The sequence below is a fragment of the Pseudomonas sp. PvP025 genome (genome assembly GCF_017832155.1).
Classification (GTDB): domain Bacteria; phylum Pseudomonadota; class Gammaproteobacteria; order Pseudomonadales; family Pseudomonadaceae; genus Aquipseudomonas.
The window spans coordinates 2,155,972-2,175,447 of the sequence record NZ_JAFIBJ010000001.1 but is presented as its reverse complement, the minus strand read 5'-3'; the positions used below and the strand labels follow the sequence as shown (position 1 = coordinate 2,175,447).

Sequence of the window (19,476 nt, the reverse complement as noted above, 5' to 3'; positions counted from 1 at the left end):
CACCTCGCCATGATCAGCGCATTCCCACAGGGCGCCGCACCAATCCGGTGCCCGGTTACAGTGTGCGCCACACACTGAGTGCTTTCGCCCCAATTTTGCGCACCTCCCACGGGGCGGCTCCTCGCCACACCGCCAATTTCGGGCCTGTGGCCAGCGGCCCATATCTTGCTTGTGCCAGCCCAATCAATGACATGGCATTTTGCCGTTAGTCGTTTCAAGGCTTCGCCTCGCCGTGCACGGTGTGGGTTGTTCCAGGAGTTGTCGGCAATGCACAGTCTGTTATCACCCGGTATGCGCCTGCTCGGGCGCTTCGGTTTTGCGCGCAAGTTTCAGATTCTATTCCTCCTGTTCATGCTGCCGCTGGTCGGCAGCCTGTGGATGATCGCGGCGGACTACCGCGAGAAAAGTGCGGTGATTTCCAGCGAAAAGTCCGGCGTTCAGCAACTGTTGGCCATGGACTCCCTCGACAGCCAACTCACCGCCCAGCGCAACCTGGCCGCGCGGTGGAAAGCGGTGGACCTGCTGCGCGAACCCACCCCGGCAGCCAAAGCGGCGATGGACAAGGTCGATGCCTTTAACCCCATGATCCAGCAGAGCCTGCAAGCCCTGGGCGACACGCTCGCTGCCCAGCAGGCCAGCGCCGAAACCCTGGCCCGGTTTACGGCGTTGCAAGCGACGGTCAAAGGCATGGACACGCAATCCCTGCGCACCGTCGGCTGGTGGCCGGACGGCTACGACCGCTTCACTTCGGCGCTGACCGCGATGCAAGGCCTGCGCGAGCAAATCGCCCTCGACACCGGCCTGATCCTCGACCCGTGGCTGGAAACCTACCTGTTGATGCAGATCTCCACCCAGCAGACGCCGGACCTGATCGAGCGCGTTGGGCGCATGGCCAGTGTGGGGCAGTCGTCCATCGCGTCCGGGCAGTTCACCCTGCAAAGCCGCTTGCAGATGCGCGACCTGCGTAGCCGCATCGGCGACGCGCGGGACCAGTTGGTCAAGGCCGCCGCCTCGCTCAAGGCCAAGCCCTACGCCGGTCTCGAGGCGTGGAGCGCGCAGTACGATAACAGCCTGCAACTGCTCGACAGCGAACTCAAAATCCTCGACGACGGCGTGTTCGGCGGCACCATCAAGCTCGACAGCGCCGCCTTCGACCGCAGTGTCGACGCCATGCTCGGCGGCCTCGGCGCGCTGCGCAACCAGTCGCTGAACTCGCTGGACGCGCGCCTGAACTATTACCACGCCCGTTCCCTGCAGCAATTCGTGCCGGTGGCGGCCACGTTCAGCCTGCTGGCCCTGGCGGCGCTGTACCTGTTCATGTGCCTGCAGGCCTCGATTCAACGCAGTGCCAGCGGTATCACCACGCTGGCCGAGTCGTTGCGCGACGGCAACCTGTGCGTGGAAGTGGCGGTGCAAGGCCGTGACGAACTGGCCGCCATCAGCGCCGCGCTCAACGTTGCCGTGGCGCAGTTGCGCACCAGCCTGCTCGGCGTCAACCACGAGACCCAGCAGCTCGGTTCGGCGGTGCTGACCCTCAATGCCCAGTCGGGCAGTACCCTCAACGAGGTTGAAGACCAGCAGCACCAGATCAGCCAGATCGCCGCCGCTGCCACCCAACTGGCGGCCACGTCGATGGGCGTGGCCAGAAGCTGCGAGCAGGCATCCGGCAGCGCCCAGCAGACCCGGCGCATCGCCGAAGACAGCAGCCGCGACAGCCAGCGCACCACCGCCAGCATCCAGCAACTCAACCAGCGCCTCACCGACACCGCCAACGCGCTGGAGCAGGTGAGCCAGCAGGGCCAGCAGATCCAGTCGGTGGTCGACACCATTCGCGGCATCGCCGAACAGACCAACCTGCTGGCGCTCAATGCGGCCATCGAAGCCGCGCGCGCAGGGGAGCAGGGCAGGGGCTTTGCCGTGGTAGCCGATGAAGTGCGCAGCCTGTCGCAACGCACCCAGGCCTCCACCGCGCAGATCGCCAACACGGTGGACAGCCTGCGCGCCACGGTCAGCCAGGCCGTCAGCCTGATGGGCGCTGCCTGCGAGCAGGCCCTCACCGACGCCGAGTCGGTCACCGGCCTGGGCACGCGCCTGGGTGAAATCGCCGGCGCGGTGCAGAACGTCACCGACACCCTGGCGCAGATCGCGGCTGCAGTGGAAGAACAAGCCACCACCGCAGATGAAGTGAGCGGCAATATCCAGCAGGTGGACCAGGCGGCCGGGCGCTTGCTCGACGGTGCACGGGCGGTGAACCAGGCGGCGGATACCTTGAGCAGAGGCAGCCGCGCCTTGAGCGACAACACCGCGCGGTTCCGCCTGGGCTGAGGCTGCGGATGAACCTTCGAGGGTTACGGGGCTCACTTGTTAAGTCGCCCTGTGCCCTTGCCGAAAGGAATCCGCATGCCTTCAACCCCGCCAACATCCCCTTTGCACGGCCCCGTCGAACGTGAACTCAGCCCGCGCGCGGTCATTACCGGAGTCGTGCTCGGCATCCTGTTGACCCCCTCCAATGTCTACGCCGGCCTGAAGATCGGCTGGTCATTCAACATGTCAATCATCGCCTTGCTGGTCGGTTACGCGATCTGGCAAGGCCTGGCCAGGCGCTCCAGCACGGCACTGCCGTGGACGCTGCACGAGAGCAATATCAACCAGACCGTCGCCTCGGCGGCGGCGTCGATCATTTCCGGCGGGCTGGTGGCGCCGATCCCGGCCTACACCTTGCTCACCGGCCACCAACTGGACCCGATTCCGATGATCGCCTGGGTGTTTTCGGTGAGCTTTCTGGGCATCTGGATTGCCTGGTACCTGCGGCCTTCGTTGCTCAATGACAAGGCGCTGAAGTTTCCCGAAGGCATGGCCACCCTGGAGACCTTGCTGCACATCTACAACCACGGCCGCGAAGCCGCGACACGCTTGAAAGTGCTGCTTGGCGCGGCGTTGCTGTCCGGGCTGGTCAAGTGGGTGGATACCTTCATGTGGGCGTTCCCGCGCTGGTCGCCGAGCGTGCAGCTCGAACGCCTCACGTTTACCGCCGATCCTTCGCTGTTGCTGCTCGGGTTTGGCGGCATCATCGGCTTGCGCGTGGGCCTGACCCTGTTGCTCGGTGCGCTGCTCGCCTGGGGCGGGCTGGGGCCGTGGTTGCTGGCGCAGCATCTGGTGAGCCTGCCCGAGGGCAGCCGTGGCCCGCAGTTCGCCGTGCTGGTGGAATGGCTGCTGTGGCCGGGCGTGAGCCTGATGGTGTGCTCGACCCTGGCCTCGCTGGCGATCCGCCTGTGGGCATTGCATGCCTCGAGCAAAGCCGGCGGCGGTACGCCCTGGACCCTGCCCAGGCCCGGGCCGGCGGCGGGTTTCGTGCTGTCGATCATCCTGGTGGTGAGCCTGCAGGCGCTGCTGTTCGGCATCAACCTGGGCATGGCCCTGCTGACCATCCCCCTGGCGATTTGCCTGGCGGCCGTGGCGGCGCGGGTGGTGGGCGCCACCGGCATTCCGCCGATCGGGGCGATCGGGCAATTGTCCCAGTTGAGTTTCGGCATCGTCGCGCCGGGGCAGGTGCCGATCAACCTGATGAGCGCCAACACCGCCGGTGGTTCGGCCGGGCAGTGCACCGACCTGATGAACGACTTCAAGGTGGGCAAGGCGATTGGGGCGACGCCACGCAAGCAGATGATTGCGCAGATCCTGGGGATCTTCGTCGGCAGCATCGTCGGCGTGTTTGCGTACCTGGCGCTGATCCCCGATCCGCAGGGCATGCTGCTCACCGAGGAGTGGCCGGCACCGGCCGTGGCCACCTGGAAAGCCGTGGCGCAAACCCTCACCCATGGCCTGGATTCACTGTCGCCGAGTATTCGCTGGGCGATCGGCATCGCCGGCCTGATCGGCGTGCTGCTGGGCGTGCTCGACAGCACCTTGCCGGCCCATCGTGCGCGCTACCTGCCGAGTGCCGCCGCCCTGGGCCTGGCGTTTGTGCTGCCGGCCTCGGTGTCGTTGATGATGGCGCTGGGCGCGGTGCTCACCTGGCTGGTCAGCCTGCGCTGGCCGAGTGTGACGCAGCGCTTTGCGATCACGGCAGCAGCGGGGTTGATTGCCGGTGAGAGCATCACCGGCGTCGGGGCGTCGTTGTGGCAGATGTTTCGCTAAGCCGGCAGATCCGATGTGGGCGTGAGATATTTCAGCCAATCCCATTTCTGTGGCGAGCGGGCAAGCCCTAATGCCGTTCAGTTAAGGAAAATGTGTGGGCTTAGTGTGGCGAGCGGGCTTGCCCCGCGTTGGGGTGCGAAGCGCCCCCAATCGAGCAAAACGCGGTGTCCCTGATACGGCTCAGCGCCTGGCTTTGGGGGCTGCTGCGCAGCCCAACGCAGGACAAGCCTGCTCGCCACAGGGAATCTGCGCTTAACTGAACGGCATTAGGGCAAGCCCGCTCGCCACAACAAGCCCGCTTGCCACAACAGACCGGCTCTACGCCTCACTTGGCGAACGCATACTCGCCACCTTGCTCCACCGCCTTGCGATACGCCGGCCGCGCCTGGAAGCGCTGCACCCACGCCGCCAGGTTGGGGTAAGCCTGCAACTTGCCCTGGGCCTTGGCGATTTCGCCGATAAAACTCATCTGGATATCCGCGCCGCTCAACTCATCCCCCAGCAGGTAGGGCGAGTTTGCCAGGGCGTTATCCAGATACCCCAGGTAATTGGCCACTTCCGACTCGATACGCGGATGCAACGGCGCGCCCGCTTCACCCAGGCGGCCCACATACAAATTAAGCATCAGCGGCAACATGGCCGAACCTTCGGCAAAGTGCAGCCATTGCACGTACTGATCGTAGCTGGCACTGCCGGCGTCCGGTTGCAGGCGGCCGGCGCCGTGGCGGCGGATGAGGTAGTCGACAATGGCGCCGGACTCGATCACCACGTTGCCACCGTCCTCGATCACCGGCGACTTGCCCAGCGCATTGATTGCCTTGAGTTCCGGCGGCGCCAGGTTGGTTTTTGGGTCGCGCTGGTAACGCTTGATCTCGTACGGCAGGCCAAGCTCTTCCAGCAGCCACAGGATGCGCTGGGAACGTGAATTGTTGAGGTGATGGACGGTGATCATGGACGGCTCCAGAGTAGGGGGGTGTGCAGGAATGGACTGTCACAGGGCCGCAGAGTGCCCCGGGATCCCCCAGGGCGTTTACAACTGTTAACTTTTTTAAGCGGCCATTCGCTTTAGGCTATGCGCGTGCCCCCAATCTGTGAAGAACCCGCCACCATGAAACTGCACGCCGTTGTCGCCACCTTCCTTGCCTTCGCCGCCTTCCAGGCGTACGCCGCCGCGCCGATCACCCATGTCGCCATCTACCGGGGCCCGGCAGGGTGCGATGACTGCTCGGAAAATGTGAAAAGAGCCCTGCTGCGCCTCAACCCCGGCTACCAGGTCGACTTCGTCGGCGCGGACGAGGACATCGACATCACCGCGCAAACCCTCGCGCGTTACGACCTCTACGTGCAGCCAGGCGGCGGCCAGGACATTCCCGGCGCGCTCGACAGCCTGGGCGACGAGCGCGCCGAGGCTATCCGCAACTATGTGGCCAAGGGCGGCCGCTACCTGGGCCTGTGCATGGGCGCCTATCTGGCGGACGACAACAACCTCGGCCTGATCCCCGACGCCATCGACACCGAAGCCGGTCGTCCAGGCTTTGAAGTCAGCGGCATCGACGACGCAGCGGTGCGCGTCACCTGGGCCGGCAAGCCGGACTACGTGTTCTATCAGGACGGGCCGTACTTCCCCACATCCACCGCAGCCACGCCTTACCAGACCCTCGCGACCTACCACAATGGCGACGTCGCGGCCGCGCGCTACACCTATAAAAAGGGCGTGGTGGTACTCAGTGGCCCGCACCCGGAAGCCGGGCGCGAGTGGTTCGAGAACGCCGATATCCCGCTGGACAAAATGCCCCGTGGCGACCTGTTCGGTGCGTTGATCCGCAGCGTTCAGGAGTAACGCCGCCGGCGTCACGGGCGGCCTGCGTTTTTGTGCATGTCGACATCAGGCACGATCGTGACGTACTCAGGCCTTTTCGCCTGGCTCTGCGCCCGTATGGTGGTGCGCAATTGGGTCGCAGAGCACAACAAAAACAATGATTAACCTCAACTCCAAGGATTCCAGCGGTCAGTTGGCGCAGGGCTTCAAGCCACGCCATGTGACCATGCTGTCGATTGCCGGCATCATCGGCGCCGGGCTGTTTGTCGGTTCCGGGCATGCCATCGCGGCCGCCGGGCCAGCGGTGTTGCTGGCGTACCTGGCCTCCGGGTTGCTGGTGGTGCTGGTGATGCGCATGCTCGGCGAAATGGCGGTGGCGCGGCCTGACACGGGCTCGTTCTCCACCTATGCCGACCAGGCTATCGGCCCCTGGGCCGGGTTCACCATCGGCTGGTTGTACTGGTGGTTCTGGGTGCTGGTGATCCCGATTGAAGCGCTGGCCGCCGGGCACGTGCTCAACCAGTGGTTCCCGCAGGTGGACGCCTGGCTGTTCGCGCTGCTGTCGATCATCCTGCTGGTGATCACCAACCTGTTCAGTGTGGCCAAGTACGGCGAGTTCGAATTCTGGTTCGCCATGGCCAAAGTGATCGCCATCGTCGGCTTTATCGGCCTGGGCTTCAGCGTGCTGATGGGCTGGATTCCGCACCGCGAAGCCAGCGGCCTGAGCCGCCTGATGCAGGAACACGGCGGTTTTGCGCCCAATGGCCTGTCGGCGGTGGTGGGTGCGTTTATCACCATCATGTTCAGCTTTATCGGTACGGAAGCGGTGACCATCGCCGCCGCCGAATCGAGCAACCCGGCGCAGAACATCGCCAAGGCCACGCGCTCGGTGATCTGGCGCATTGGCGTGTTCTATCTGCTGTCGATCTCCATCGTGATTTCGGTGGTGCCGTGGAACGATCCGCTGCTGGCCTCCGTGGGCTCTTATCAGCGTGCGCTGGAGTTGATGAATATCCCCAACGCCAAATTCATGGTCGACCTGGTGGTGCTGATCGCCGTGGCCAGTTGCATGAACTCCTCGATTTACATCTCTTCTCGGATGCTGTTCTCCCTGGGCAAACGCGGCGATGCGCCGCGTGCGCTCAAAGCCACCTCGGCGGCGGGCGTGCCCCGGGCGGCGGTGATCGCGAGCACCATCATCGGCGCGGGCATCACGCTGCTGAGCTATTTCATGCCGGCCGGGCTGTTCCAGTTTCTGCTGGCAAGCTCCGGCGCCATCGCGCTGCTGGTGTACCTGGTGATCGCGGTTTCGCAATTGCGCATGCGCCGTTTGCTGCTGCGGCAGAACGTTGAGCTGACCTTTCGCATGTGGCTGTTTCCCTGGCTTACCTACCTGGTGATTGTGTTCATCTGCCTGGCGCTGGGGGTGATGATGGTGACGCCGGACCACCGCCTGGAAGTGTCGTCGACCATTGGCCTGGCGCTGGTGATTTCGTTTATCGGCCTGATCACCGCGCGCCAGCACGGGCCGGCGGTCACGCCGGTGGCGCTGGAGCAGTCCTGATCAGCCGCTGGGGAGTGACTGCCATGGCACCTGATGCGCCGGCCTGCCAGACCATCGGCTTTTTGCTGCTGGACCAGTTCACCCTGATTTCCCTGTCCTGCGCGGTCGAGCCGTTGCGCATGGCCAATCAACTGGCCGGCGAGGAGCTGTACCGCTGGCAGACCCTGAGCCTCAACGGCCAGCCGGTGTGGGCCAGCGATGGCGTGGCGGTCACGCCGGATGCGTCCACCCGCGACCCGCTCAGCCTCGACGCGGTGGTGGTGTGCGGCGGCATCGGCATTCAACAGGCCGTGACCGCCGAGCATATCGCCTGGCTGCGCAACCAGGCGCGTCTGCATTGCCGGCGATTGGGCGCGGTGTGCACCGGCAGTTGGGCGCTGGCCCTGGCGGGGCTGCTCGACGGCTTCCAGTGCAGCGTGCATTGGGAGCTGATGGCCTCGATGCAGGAAGCCTTTGCCCGCGTCACGGTGAGCACCAGCGTGTTCAGCCTTGATGGCAACCGTTTCACCAGCTCCGGCGGCACCGCGCCGCTGGACATGATGTTGCACCTGATCAGTTGCGATCATGGCCATGAACTCTCGGCGGCGATCTCGCAGATGTTCGTGTACGAGCGCATTCGTAATGAACGCGACCAGCAGCGCGTGCCCCTCAAACACCTGCTCGGTACGCAGCAGCCGAAGCTGCAGGAGGTGGTCGCGCTGATGGAAGCCAACCTGGAAGAACCTATCGAACTGGACGACCTGGCGGCCTACGTGCAGGTCTCGCGGCGCCAATTGGAGCGCATGTTTCAGCGTTATCTGTTTTGCACGCCGTCGCGGTACTACCTCAAACTGCGCCTGACCCGCGCGCGGCAACTGCTGATGCAGACATCCCTGTCGATTGTCGAACTGGGGGTGATCTGCGGCTTCGTGTCGACGCCGCATTTTTCCAAGTGCTACCGCGATTTTTTCGGCGTTGCCCCCAGCGACGAACGCGCCGACATGCGCCTGCCCCCGCCACTCGCCTCACCGCCGCCGCTGCATGCTCCCGCGCCGGCAACCCCCAGAAGCACCCTGGAACAGGCACGCGACGAACCGACCTTCGCCAGCGTGCGCATTCAACGGCGCTGATGATCACCACGCTGGAAACTGCGTGGCTAGGGAGCTGGTTGTGGCGAGCGGGCTTGCCCTGATGCCGTTCAGTTAAGCGCAGATTCCCTGTGGCGAGCAGGCTTGTCCTGCGTTGGGCTGCGCAGCAGCCCCAAAGCCAGGCGCTGAGCCGTATCAGGTACACCGCGTTTTGCTGGATCGGGGGCGCTTCGCACCCCAACGCGGGGCAAGCCCGCTCGCCACAAGACCGACCCCAATCAAATGTGGGAGCTGTCGAGCCCCAGCGAGGCTGCGATGGGATCGCTGCGGTGTACCTGCCAGACCGGGTCGCCTGCATCGCAGCCTCGCTGAAGCTTGACAGCTCCCACAGGGGTGATCGCCGTGCTGGCCGCCATTGAGAGGAGGGACGCGAGGGCTGCGGTTTTCAGAGGCATGAGCCAGGTTCTTTGCCGGAAAGGATATTTCTCCGACTGCAACGGGGCGGGCTTCGTTCAGCGTGCGCCGAGCTCAGCCCCGCAGCCTGTGGGTTACAACTGGAACTTGCTCACTTCATGCTGAAGGCTGGTGGCCAGGTTCTTCAGGCCGCCGCTGGTTTTGAGCAACTCCTGCACCGACACGTTGTTCATTTCCGCCATCTGCGCCGAGCGCTCAACGTTGCGCGCAACGTCCTGGCTGGCCATGGTCTGCTCACGCAAGGCGAAGGAGATCTGATCGACCACCTGCAGCACTTTCTCCGAGCTTTCGCGAATTTCGACGATGGCCGCACCGGCGGTACCCGCCGTTTCCACGCCCTGGCTCACTTCGAGCACACCGCCGCGCATGCTTTCGACGGTTTCGCGCACGCCGGCCTGGATTTTCTCGATCATGATCGCGATTTCCTTGGTCGACTTGCCGGTGTTCTGCGCCAGCAGGCGCACCTCATCGGCCACCACGGCAAACCCGCGCCCTTGCTCGCCGGCCCGGGCCGCTTCGATGGCGGCGTTGAGCGCCAGCAGGTTGGTCTGGTCGGCAATGCCCTGAATCACGCTGATGATCGAGGAAATCTGTTCGGAGTGCTGGCCCAACCCCGCCACCTGAGTGGAGGAGTGCTGCACGGTTTTGGCAATGCCGTTCATGCTCGCCAGCGTATTTTCGATGACCCGCGCGCCGTCCTTGGATTGCTCGCCCGAACGGCTGGCAAGCTGGTGCGCCTCGTCGGCGTTTTCCGAGACGTGATGGATGCTCACGGTCAGCTCTTCAATGGTGGCGGCCATCATCGAGGCCGAGGTCGACTGCTCCTGAATCGCACCGGACAGTTGCTCCGACGCGCCGGAAATCTGCTGCACCGATACCACCAACTGGTTGGCCGCTTCGCTGATCTGTTGAATCATTTCCCGTAGGCGTTTCTGCATGCGGTCGAAGGCTTTGGGCAACTCGTCATGGCTGCTGGTGTCGATCACCGTATCCAGCTTGCCGTTGGCAATCGCGGTGGCGGCATCAATCGCCAGTTGCAGGCGCCGAGTGGTGCTACGGCCCAGAGAGGTGGCGAGGATCAACGACAACGCAGCCGACAAGATGCCGCCCACGATCAGGATCATCAGCGCCATGTGCTTGGCATCGATCATTTCCTGGCTTCTTTGCGCCAGCAGGGCGGTTTCGGTGGCGGTGATTTCAGCCAGGGTCGCACGCATGCTGTCCATCTTGGCCTTGTCTGCGCCGGCGGTGATGCGCGCGTCCAGTTCGTCATCGGGCAGTTTGCTTGCGGTGAGGCTTCTGCGCAGGGCGATGATCGGGTCGATGTCTTCGGCAAGCCAGCGCTTTTGCGTGTCGCCCAGGGTGGCCAGGCGTTGTTGCTGCGTCGGGTTATCCGCCGTCAGGCGTTTGAGCAGCTCCAACTTCTCTAAAAAGCGTTTTTCGCCGGCTACCAACGGCTCCAGAAAGTTGTCTTTGGACGCGATGACGAAACCGCGCATACCGGTTTCGATGTTGATCAACTGTTCCAGCGCCAATTGTGCGGCGCTTAATACTTCATAAGTGTGCACGTTACTATTTGTAGCATCTTCTACAGTTTCGAAGCCTCTATACGCGCTCCCCACCAATAAACCGATCAGTACAACGACTGCCGTAAAACTTGCATAAAGTTTTTGCGAAATGCTTAGTTTGCTGAACATGATGTTCGGTCCTGAAACGAGCCTATCCATGGCATATATAGTGGGATTGTTGTGTGTTTCGGGCAGGGATTAAGCGCTCCGTAATTAACTATCGGCCGTGCTGTTGTTAACTTTAGAGGCGGCCTGCAAAGGGGGGGATAGTTCGCTACTTTTTTGCTTTTTTTACGTCTTGTTCATTGATTCAACAAGCGCCTCTCGCCGCAGCGGGAGAGGCGCCTGAAATGGGCGATTTACCGAGCAATCATCCCGGCCGCCTGTTCGGTGGCTTCGGTGGTGCGCGTTGCCAGCTTGCGCACCTCGTCGGCCACCACTGCGAAACCACGCCCGGCCTCGCCGGCACGCGCCGCCTCAATCGCGGCATTCAGTGCCAGCAGGTTGGTCTGGCTGGCGATGCTCTGAATCGTCCCGACAATCTGCGACAACTGCGCAATGTTGGTTTCCAGCGTGCGCTGGTGCTCGCCCTCCGCCGCGCGCAACGCTTGCTGTTCATGCTGCAAGTGCACATCCACCAGCGCGCCCACCACCCGCAGTGGCGCACCCTGCGGATCGCGGCGCGTCTGGCCGCGCGCGCGGAACCAGCGGTATTCGCCAGTTTTCATCTTCAACCGGTATTCGATATCAAACGGCGTTTGCCCGGACTTGTCATTCAAGTGCGCGCCAAACGCATTCAGGCTGCGCTCCTTGTCATCCGGGTGCAGCCGGGAGGCCCAGCTGTCCAGCACATCGGGAAACTCCTGCACCGTTTCAAAACCCAGCAGGCGTCGAAACTGAGGCGACCACCAGAAGGGGTTCTTCGGGTTCACCGGGTCGCCGGCAATCACTTCCATGTCCCACAAACCGTCGGAAAGCATCTCCCTGGCCAGTTCGAAGCGGGTGATGATCACGTCGTGTTCCTGATCGCGCTGCAGCTGATCATGAATATCGCGCAACGCCCCGGCCACACGGATCGGCGTGCCGCGCTCATCGCGCAGCGTTTCACCCTGGGCGTGAAACCAGCGGTAGGAACCGTCCTTCATCGCCAACCGATTGTTCACGTTGTACGGCGTGCTTCCCGACTTGTCGTTCAGATGCCGCGCAAAGGCGTCGAGCGTCGCCTGCTTGTCCTGCGGATGCAGGCGATCGGCCCAACTGGCCAACACGTTTGGAAAATCACGCTCGTCAGAGAAGCCGAGCAGGCTGCGAAATTGCGGCGACCACCAGAAACGGTTCTTCGGATTAATCGGGTCGCCCGCCACCACCTCCATGTCCCAGAGGCCCTCGCTGGAGGCGCGGTTGACCAGGTCGAAGCGGATTTCCGAAGCCTGGGCGGAGGCGGCCGACTCGCGCAGCAATTCACGGGCAGATTCGAGTTCGTTTTCGAGCTGGGTGATGCGCGATTGCGCTTCACGGCTGGATGATTCAAGCACGGCCAGCGCATCAAGCACCGCTGGGGCGGTTGTGCGGCGATCGATATGAGGCTGCTGGCCGCTTTTGATCGCCGCTGTCAGTTGGTGCAGGGCGCGACGGTCACGGTGTAGAAAGGCAAAGATGGACATAGCGTAAAGGCTCAATAAGTGATGCGGGCCTCATCCATGGCACCTTGCCATCTATGTCGACAGGTTATTGAGAAACTGTACATTTATTTTGGTTTTGCATCGGTGTTTGACGCGTTGACTTGCTATTGGCGGGCACAGCCCCATAACTACCTGCATATCCATTCAGCGTGAGGGCAAACCATGACCAACCACACCGAAACCGCCATCCTCGCCGGCGGCTGCTTCTGGGGCATGCAGGACCTGCTGCGACGCTACCCCGGCGTGCTGCAAACACGCGTCGGTTACACCGGCGGCGACGTGCCCAATGCCACCTATCGCAACCATGGCGACCATGCGGAAGCGATCGAGATCGTGTTTGATCCGGCGGTGATCACGTATCGGCAGATTCTGGAATTCTTCTTCCAGATCCACGACCCCAGCACGCCCAACCGCCAGGGCAACGACCTGGGGCCAAGCTACCGTTCGGCTATTTACTACCTGAGCGAAGCCCAGCGTGAAGTGGCCGAAGACACCGTGGCTGATGTTGATGCATCGAAGCTATGGCCGGGGCCGGTGGTGACCCAGATTGAACCGGCGAGGGAATTTTGGGAGGCCGAGCCGGAGCATCAGGATTACCTGGAGCGCATTCCTGACGGGTACACGTGTCACTTTGTGCGGGCGGGCTGGAAGTTGCCGAAGCGTGCCTGACCCGATACCAGCCAGCATTGTGGTGAGCGGGCTTGCCCCGCGTTGGGGCGCGAAGCGCCCCCAATCAAAGAAAACGCGGTGTACCTGACACTACGCAGAACATGATTTTGGGGCTGCTGCGCAGCCCAACGCGGGGCAAGCCCGCTCGCCACAGGAACGTGGCTGCCTGAAACTTCAGGTTTAAAATCAATAAGTTATTTTGTGTTTGAGAAGAGCTGCGGTGCGACGATTCGACTTGCTCGCTCCAACAGGGGATCTGCGCTTAACTGAACGGCATAACCGCCATGTGCAATCGCTGTAGTTGGCGCACACCGAGCTGAAAGTGCTGAGCCGACAAGCCTTTAGCCATTAACTTCCAGAGTGAAAGCTACGTTTCTGCCGGCTATTCCTATAACGGCCAGCAAACTTTTCGTTTCACCCCACAGGTGGGGCAGGATTATGAGTTGATTCTCTTGGCAACGAAAAATGCAAGCGTGCACGATAAGTACTGGCGCAATACAATCACCGCCTGGACTTGCCCTCATAAGGAAATGAACCTTGCAACCCTTGATCCACCGCGCCGCATTACTGCGTGCCGAACTGCACCGCCCTCCGGCGTTCAACCTATTCACCCTGCTGCGCAGCAGCTCCGACGAAGTGCGCCTGCACTCTCGTTACTTGGCCTTTTTGCTTAATCCTCAAGGCGCCCACGGTGCCGGCACCAAGCTGCTGCAATTGTTGTTGGCCGCGTTGAACATCGAAGGTTTCGACTGCACCGAGGTGACGGTCGAGGTCGAGTACCGCAATGTCGACATCCTGATCCGCAACAGCAAGCGTCAGGCAGTCATCATCGAAAACAAGCTCTACGCCGCAGACCAGGACGCGCAGCTTCACCGCTACCTGCAAACCCTTCAAGGCGAAGGCTGCCAGACCTACCCTCCGCTCTACCTAACCCTGGATGGCCGCGACGCCGACCGGCGCAGCTGCCTGGGCATTGACTATCAGCGCATCAGCTACGCCAATGACATCCTGCCGTGGCTGGAGCAATGCCAGCAATGGGTTATCCGCGAAGCCGGCGTGCGCGAAAGCCTGCTGCAATACATCGACCTCGTCGCAACACTGACCTTCCAGAACCAGGGACACGCCTACATGGACGCGCTCAAACAGACACTGCGCCAAAACAACAACCTGCTGGTGGTACGCGACCTGCAAAAAGCGTTCGTCGAAACCCTGAAAGACCTGCAACTGGAATTCTGGCAAGCACTTGCCCAATGCATCAAAGAAAAATACCCCGAGTTGCCCAAACCCTCTGACGCGCCGACGGCGGAGGTGGTCGACCGCTACTACAGTGCCACTCGGGATAATCGCTGGTACGGTCTTTATTACGACTTGGGATTTGTGCCGGGCTCGGTGTATATCGAACTCGATCACCGGTTTTATTGCGGCTATTACTGCGATGCGCTATCCCACCCGACTGCGCATGCCTGGCTGACGACGTTGACGCAGAAAGTGGTGAATAACGGCGTCGGCAGCGGTGGTTTGCTTTGGCGGTATACCACTGAGCTTAATATGAAGAATCCGAGTGATGAGGATTTGATGGTGTTGAATGAGCCGGTGAAAAGAGCGCAGGCGGTGGAGCGGATGGCGGATGATGTGTATGGGTTGTGGGGGGAGGCGCGGGCGTTGCATGGGGTGGAGGGTTAAGCTAAACAATTTCTTCAGCGGCGGCCAGAAGCGGACGGTTAGAACCGGGTAAATAAACGGTCCCTCGTGGCCAGAAAAACTTGCCTCCTTAGCTCGTCTCAATACTCCGGTGGACGGCGATTAGGTCTGGCAAAAACTTCAGGCAATGCGCTGTGAAAAACTCTCGGGACTTATTGATCCGATACTTATCGAAAAGGCAATGCAAGGCCTGCTCAAGCTTTGAATAGTTTGTGGTTTCAAGCTGACTTACGATTTTGAAGCGAAATGGCACACCCGTCGTGTAAAGCTGGGTAATGCGCTTTTCGACCGGACCGGTGGTGATCCCAATCTTGACTATCTCGATTTGATCAGCGGTATAGAGCCCGGTGGAGAGCACGTACAACGTGCCGATATCAGCCTCCAGCTTGGCGAGATCCTCACCCTCAATGAACTCATCATCCTTGATTTCGACTGATCCCGAATCCGGCAGAAGAGTCATCAGGTGAGGTCTTTGGCTTTTATCTGCAGTAATGTCTGAGGCGCCTCGGCAGGCCAGATATATTCGGGCCAGAACAGCGTGGTCAACGTCCTTGTAATTGCCGGCAGCAACGTTTTTCAAATGGCTTGGGGTGCCGACGTACAGAGGGTATTCAACCTTAACGATCTCTCGGATTTGCTGGGGTGTGAGACCTTCAGGATGCTGGCGAAGAATCTCGCGTACTACATCGGTGAAACTGAGTTCGGTCTGCATCTTCAATCCTAATAATGTTGCGTTCCGTTGATGTGCTAGTGGTGTTGAGGTAGGGAGCATAGCTTGTGGGGTCGAAGAATAGCGTGTTCTGAGGCAGAGTTACCGTTGGTCAAGGGCAGCAATCGGCCAGAAGCAGATATTTGCGATTTCTTTCATGGGCCCCAGCATCGTCATCGTGGTCAGCGACCATGCCGAACTGCATCGTCTCTGGTTCTTTCAACACAAAATTCAATTCCACCACGTTGACGAGGCTTCCGCTGAATTTAACGGATAAAGGCACGCGGCCAGCTTCAGTTTTGTCAGTTCCATATCCGGCACTTCCGCATATCGCCTCGCTGGTAGAGGTGTCGCAGTGGGCGCGATGGCTCGGAGTAGGTGGTGTACTGAAAACTTCTAAACCACTGATTTCATTTACTAATATCCTTGCAAAAAATAAAGTCTTGCAGTCCATGCTGGCAAATGGCAATTTCTCATTCGGATCCGGCCATCTTCGAATGGAAACGACATGTCAAACACTTATAATATTTATAAAATTAAGCATCATAAGATTAAAGAACTAAAAGAAAAGCTTAAGTCCGTAGGGCTAGTTGAGCAAAAGACCCTTCACGCTTTCAATTACTCTAATACTTTTTATTTCTCAGAAAACATTAAAGGGAATGATGTTTGGTGGTGGGAAACCTATAAAGAGTTTTTTAACGATAATATAAAGGAGCGAAAAATACTTTTAATTTTGGCGTTTTGCTGTGCCAAAATCTAGAGGACGAAGAGAAAATTTATGCTGTGAGCTTAGGAAAGTCCCACTTTTATCTCTCCAAATTTATTCACCTCGATTTTGGGATCGATCTTGCGATTCATGTTGCAGATGAGAGCTCAATATTGCTGAAAAAAAGCCGCTACTTCACGGGCACAAAAAGACAAGACGTGTCCTCCTATCAACATTTTCAGAAAGATAGCTATGAGGCAGGCGAATCGGTCGACCACTTAAAGCTCAAGGCAGCTAACAAGGAAGTATGGGGTGAGCGCAATATAATTTTTGCCGATTCCATTCAGATGGATATGGATAAACAACCTTTGGAGTTGTCCGCAATTTTCCAGCTGATTGATGAAAGTTTCTGCGGTGAAAAAATTATACATTTACCTAAGCTTGAATCAGTCGGAGCCGAGGCAACAAGTGAGCTTGACGAGCTATTGCTCGAACACCTCAACAATGCAGGCGGTGAAGTTCTAATTGAAGAGTTTCAGGTACATGGCATAGCCATTTGCTTTAGCTTTCATGATTACGATTATGAAATCAAGGCGAAGGGAGAAAATAGTAACTATCGCAAGGCTTTGGGTAATAGCATTGATGTTCAGTCTATCTCGGACTTCTTGGGAGAACATCCCGATATTACTGACATTAACAACGTTACTGTTCAATTCAAAAACGAAGATTCAGGACGTTTTACGCGATCCCTGAAGGAAATTCTTGACTGCCCAATCGAATACGAAGAGCAACAATATTTCCTAAAAAATGGAGAATGGTTTCTCTTTAATCAAACGTTCATGGAGTACCTGAGGCGATCTTTAGGCAGTATTGAGATCAAGCTGGAAGAGCCATTGGTTGAATCCGCATTCATTGCTTGGCAAAAAGAAAAAAGGGAAAATGCGAAACCGGACGATGACAAAGTTGACTATCGAGAGGCGTATTTTAATCAGAAAATATGCGTCGAACGAGGTTGTCTGCTTTTAGATCGGGTTCTGACAGATATTAAATCACTCGAAAAAAAAAGACGTAGCTATCAAGTGGAAGTTGCCGATATCTATAAGGATGGGGAAATTATATCGGTAAAAATCTCAAAGAAGAAACCAGAGCTAATTTACAATATCGAGCAGTCCAGAGATGCCATCACGCTGATAAAAAACAAAACAATAAAATTTGATGAAAAACTACATAGCGCCGGGCTATGGTTTGTATTTGAAGATGATATTAAAAAAATCACCGACGTTAACTCCATTCAATTCCTTTTGGCTGTGGAGTCTTGGCACAAATTAGTCACGAGTCATGGGCTCATCCCCAGGATCTATATATCCAAACACGAAAGAGATGTTGATAAAGAAGGAAAGAAAAAAACGTAGGCCTCAACAATTAATTTGAATATATTGCAGTTGAATTAAATTCTTAGACTCTAACCGTGAATGCGTTTTTGTTTTGCTCGGCAATTTGCTCGAGTCGTTCCACTGGCTTGGATGAGAGAAACATCGAGGAAAGGAAGCATGGAAACCGATGAGGTCTATGAGATCCTAAGAGACGCGAAGGTTCTAGCTAAGCGCTATTACCATCTTACTAAAAAGCCTCTAGGTGTTACTGGAGAGGTCGCAGAGTATGAGGCTGCTCGGATTCTCGATCTCAAATTGGAGTTTGCCAGGCAAGCCGGCTATGACGCTACGGAGTTTAAGGACGGATCGACTATCAAAATTCAAATCAAAGGTCGGTATTTTTCCAATTCTCGGATGCGAGGGGGGCGGGTTGGATCGATCGATTTGAAGCAGTCCTTTGATACCGTTCTCCTAGTGCTACTTGATGCTGATTACGACGCGTTCCAAATTTTTGAGGCAGCTAGGCCTGCGGTTGTGGCGTTACTGACTAGGCCTGGATCAAAAGCTAGGAACGAGCGTGGATCGGTAGGTATTAGCCAATTCAAAGCAATCAGCACACTACGCTGGGAGCGGACAGGAAAATAGGAAAACTTCTTATGGCACGAAACATATCATTTGCGCTACTCGGATCTATCGCTCTTGCTTTCACTGAGCCGTCATTAGCTGAGTCAGGCGTCGTAGTTTTCTATAAATCCGGTTGTGACTACTACATCGTCTCGACTAATCAAGGTTTTTCTCTTTTGGAATGGTACGGAGGGGATGACCCTATGGAGGGCGATACGCTTACCGGGAACATGATGGCGTACGGCATGCAGTCGCTTGTGAACCAAAGAACAGAAAATGAAACTCAGGCATGGGTAGACGATTTCTTGCTTAATCAATACACCGTGCTGCAGTCGTACCAAGAGCAATGTCGCTAGGCGAAATTCCAGTCATGAGGGAAAAGATTGAAAGGGTGGGGAGGGTTTTTTTGGAAATGAATCTGTCCCATTTTTTATTTTTTCAGCCAAGTGGATGCCAAGAAGCTATGCTTTTAGGCATCCGCGCTCAGGCGCTATTTAATTAACTTTAGTGCATCAGGGAAGTTCATGGACATCATTACGACGATAAGCACATCGATAACGTTAGCCAAACGGCTACGGGAGATCTCCAAGAATATCGACGACGCCGAGTTCAAAAACTTGCTTGCAGACCTATCTAGTGAACTCGCCGACCTCAAACTAGAGGCCGCTGCTCTTAAGGAACGTATTGCAGCGCTACAGGAAGAGAACGCTCTGTTAAAGCAGACGTCTCCGCCTGCTGATGAAAAGCCTGTAGGAAGAAAATGGGGATGCTATCAATTCGAGGGGGATAGTGTCCTCTACTGTCCGGCATGTTGGGACTCCAAGCGTAAGAAGTCGTCAACCACTCGAGTGAACACTCGGTTTCGCCACTGTCCTGTTTGCAACGCGCCTATTGGTGCAGGCTAAATACTCATCCACGGGTTAGGCTCTATGCAAGTCACCTGCACTAAATTCGAAGCAGCTTGTCGGCAGTTAAATGAAGCAATTAGCTTATTTTTTGCCGACCATGATCCATTGGCAGTGCGAACACTGGCAGCTGCCTCTCATGGCTTCAGCATTCCCTGGCATGGATAAGCTGGCCCGAGAGGAACGTCTCAATGCCGGCCTGAATTTCTTGGCGTCAGCCATCACTAAAGACGGCGACAGTTCTATCAGAAAGAAAAAGCCTCTGGCCTAGAAACTTATCCTCCTGGCAAGAATGCCAAGCCTAATCGGTAGGGCAATCTAAGGCCCCAGCTTCGCTGTGGGGTATTTCGCCACGCTGCACCGGTGTTTGTGTGGTCACTCACTGATTTTCGATGCTCACTTTGATGCCTGCTTGGCCGGAAGGTGCCGCTCTCAAGCGTCCGCTATTGGCCGATTGCTGCCTCTCACGAAGGGCTGT

General features: G+C 58.2%; 17 protein-coding genes. 12 read left to right on the top strand and 5 right to left on the bottom strand.

Features of this window, described 5'->3' with window-relative positions; translation table 11 throughout:
• Positions 1–267 precede the first annotated feature (267 nt).
• A complete protein-coding gene (locus JOE32_RS08945) occupies positions 268–2,325 on the top strand; it encodes a methyl-accepting chemotaxis protein (RefSeq protein ID WP_209983266.1) in 2,058 nt (685 codons plus the stop codon).
• A 75-nt stretch (positions 2,326–2,400) separates the two neighbouring features.
• On the top strand, positions 2,401–4,137 hold the full coding sequence (locus tag JOE32_RS08940; RefSeq protein ID WP_209983264.1) for an OPT family oligopeptide transporter: 1,737 nt from the start codon (positions 2,401–2,403) through the stop codon (positions 4,135–4,137).
• 325 nt (positions 4,138–4,462) lie between these two features.
• Here the strand turns inward: JOE32_RS08940 and JOE32_RS08935 are convergent, their stop codons facing one another.
• Positions 4,463–5,089: a glutathione S-transferase gene (locus JOE32_RS08935; protein ID WP_209983262.1), complete on the bottom strand. Its 627-nt coding sequence runs from the start codon at positions 5,087–5,089 to the stop codon at positions 4,463–4,465.
• Between the two features lie 156 nt (positions 5,090–5,245).
• Between JOE32_RS08935 and JOE32_RS08930 the strand changes: the two genes are divergently transcribed.
• From JOE32_RS08930 to JOE32_RS08920, 3 genes are all read left to right on the top strand, one after another.
• On the top strand, positions 5,246–5,977 hold the full coding sequence (locus JOE32_RS08930; RefSeq protein ID WP_209983260.1) for a BPL-N domain-containing protein: 732 nt from the start codon (positions 5,246–5,248) through the stop codon (positions 5,975–5,977).
• Positions 5,978–6,113: 136 nt separating this feature from the next.
• On the top strand, positions 6,114–7,520 hold the full coding sequence (locus JOE32_RS08925; protein ID WP_209983257.1) for an amino acid permease: 1,407 nt from the start codon (positions 6,114–6,116) through the stop codon (positions 7,518–7,520).
• A gap of 23 nt (positions 7,521–7,543) precedes the next feature.
• Positions 7,544–8,629, top strand: a complete 1,086-nt coding sequence (locus JOE32_RS08920) for a GlxA family transcriptional regulator (RefSeq protein WP_209983255.1) — start codon at positions 7,544–7,546, stop codon at positions 8,627–8,629.
• A gap of 506 nt (positions 8,630–9,135) precedes the next feature.
• On the opposite strand, the gene JOE32_RS08915 is transcribed toward JOE32_RS08920, so the two are convergent.
• Positions 9,136–10,758 carry a methyl-accepting chemotaxis protein gene (locus tag JOE32_RS08915; protein WP_209983253.1) on the bottom strand — a complete coding sequence of 541 codons (1,623 nt, stop codon included), beginning with the start codon at positions 10,756–10,758 and terminating at the stop codon, positions 9,136–9,138.
• Positions 10,759–10,988: 230 nt separating this feature from the next.
• Complete coding sequence (locus JOE32_RS25125) at positions 10,989–12,293, bottom strand: PAS domain-containing protein (RefSeq protein ID WP_209983251.1); 1,305 nt, start codon at positions 12,291–12,293, stop codon at positions 10,989–10,991.
• A 180-nt stretch (positions 12,294–12,473) separates the two neighbouring features.
• Between JOE32_RS25125 and msrA the strand changes: the two genes are divergently transcribed.
• Both msrA and JOE32_RS08900 read left to right on the top strand, forming a co-directional pair.
• Positions 12,474–12,980 (top strand): peptide-methionine (S)-S-oxide reductase MsrA, encoded by a 507-nt coding sequence (gene msrA, locus JOE32_RS08905; protein WP_209983249.1) that lies wholly within the window; start codon positions 12,474–12,476, stop codon positions 12,978–12,980.
• Positions 12,981–13,517: 537 nt separating this feature from the next.
• A complete protein-coding gene (locus tag JOE32_RS08900) occupies positions 13,518–14,663 on the top strand; it encodes a PD-(D/E)XK nuclease family protein (RefSeq protein WP_209983246.1) in 1,146 nt (381 codons plus the stop codon).
• Between the two features lie 88 nt (positions 14,664–14,751).
• Here the strand turns inward: JOE32_RS08900 and JOE32_RS24980 are convergent, their stop codons facing one another.
• Together JOE32_RS24980 and JOE32_RS08890 are read right to left on the bottom strand one after the other, a co-directional pair.
• Positions 14,752–15,393: a GIY-YIG nuclease family protein gene (locus JOE32_RS24980; RefSeq protein WP_245229003.1), complete on the bottom strand. Its 642-nt coding sequence runs from the start codon at positions 15,391–15,393 to the stop codon at positions 14,752–14,754.
• Positions 15,394–15,502: 109 nt separating this feature from the next.
• The gene (locus JOE32_RS08890) at positions 15,503–15,859 is read right to left on the bottom strand and encodes a hypothetical protein (protein ID WP_209983244.1); all 357 of its coding nucleotides are present in this window, start codon (positions 15,857–15,859) and stop codon (positions 15,503–15,505) included.
• A gap of 39 nt (positions 15,860–15,898) precedes the next feature.
• On the opposite strand from JOE32_RS08890, the gene JOE32_RS24975 reads away from it, so the two are divergent.
• From JOE32_RS24975 to JOE32_RS08870, 5 genes are all read left to right on the top strand, one after another.
• Positions 15,899–16,150, top strand: a complete 252-nt coding sequence (locus JOE32_RS24975) for a hypothetical protein (RefSeq protein WP_245229002.1) — start codon at positions 15,899–15,901, stop codon at positions 16,148–16,150.
• On the top strand, positions 16,132–17,508 hold the full coding sequence (locus tag JOE32_RS08885; protein ID WP_245229001.1) for a DUF6119 family protein: 1,377 nt from the start codon (positions 16,132–16,134) through the stop codon (positions 17,506–17,508). Before JOE32_RS24975 ends, JOE32_RS08885 begins: the two co-directional genes overlap by 19 nt.
• Before the next feature lie 138 nt (positions 17,509–17,646).
• A complete protein-coding gene (locus JOE32_RS08880) occupies positions 17,647–18,114 on the top strand; it encodes a hypothetical protein (protein WP_245229000.1) in 468 nt (155 codons plus the stop codon).
• Positions 18,115–18,125: 11 nt separating this feature from the next.
• Positions 18,126–18,449 (top strand): hypothetical protein, encoded by a 324-nt coding sequence (locus JOE32_RS08875; protein WP_209983241.1) that lies wholly within the window; start codon positions 18,126–18,128, stop codon positions 18,447–18,449.
• Positions 18,450–19,068: 619 nt separating this feature from the next.
• Positions 19,069–19,269: a hypothetical protein gene (locus tag JOE32_RS08870; protein WP_152668463.1), complete on the top strand. Its 201-nt coding sequence runs from the start codon at positions 19,069–19,071 to the stop codon at positions 19,267–19,269.
• The last annotated feature ends 207 nt before the right edge of the window (positions 19,270–19,476 follow it).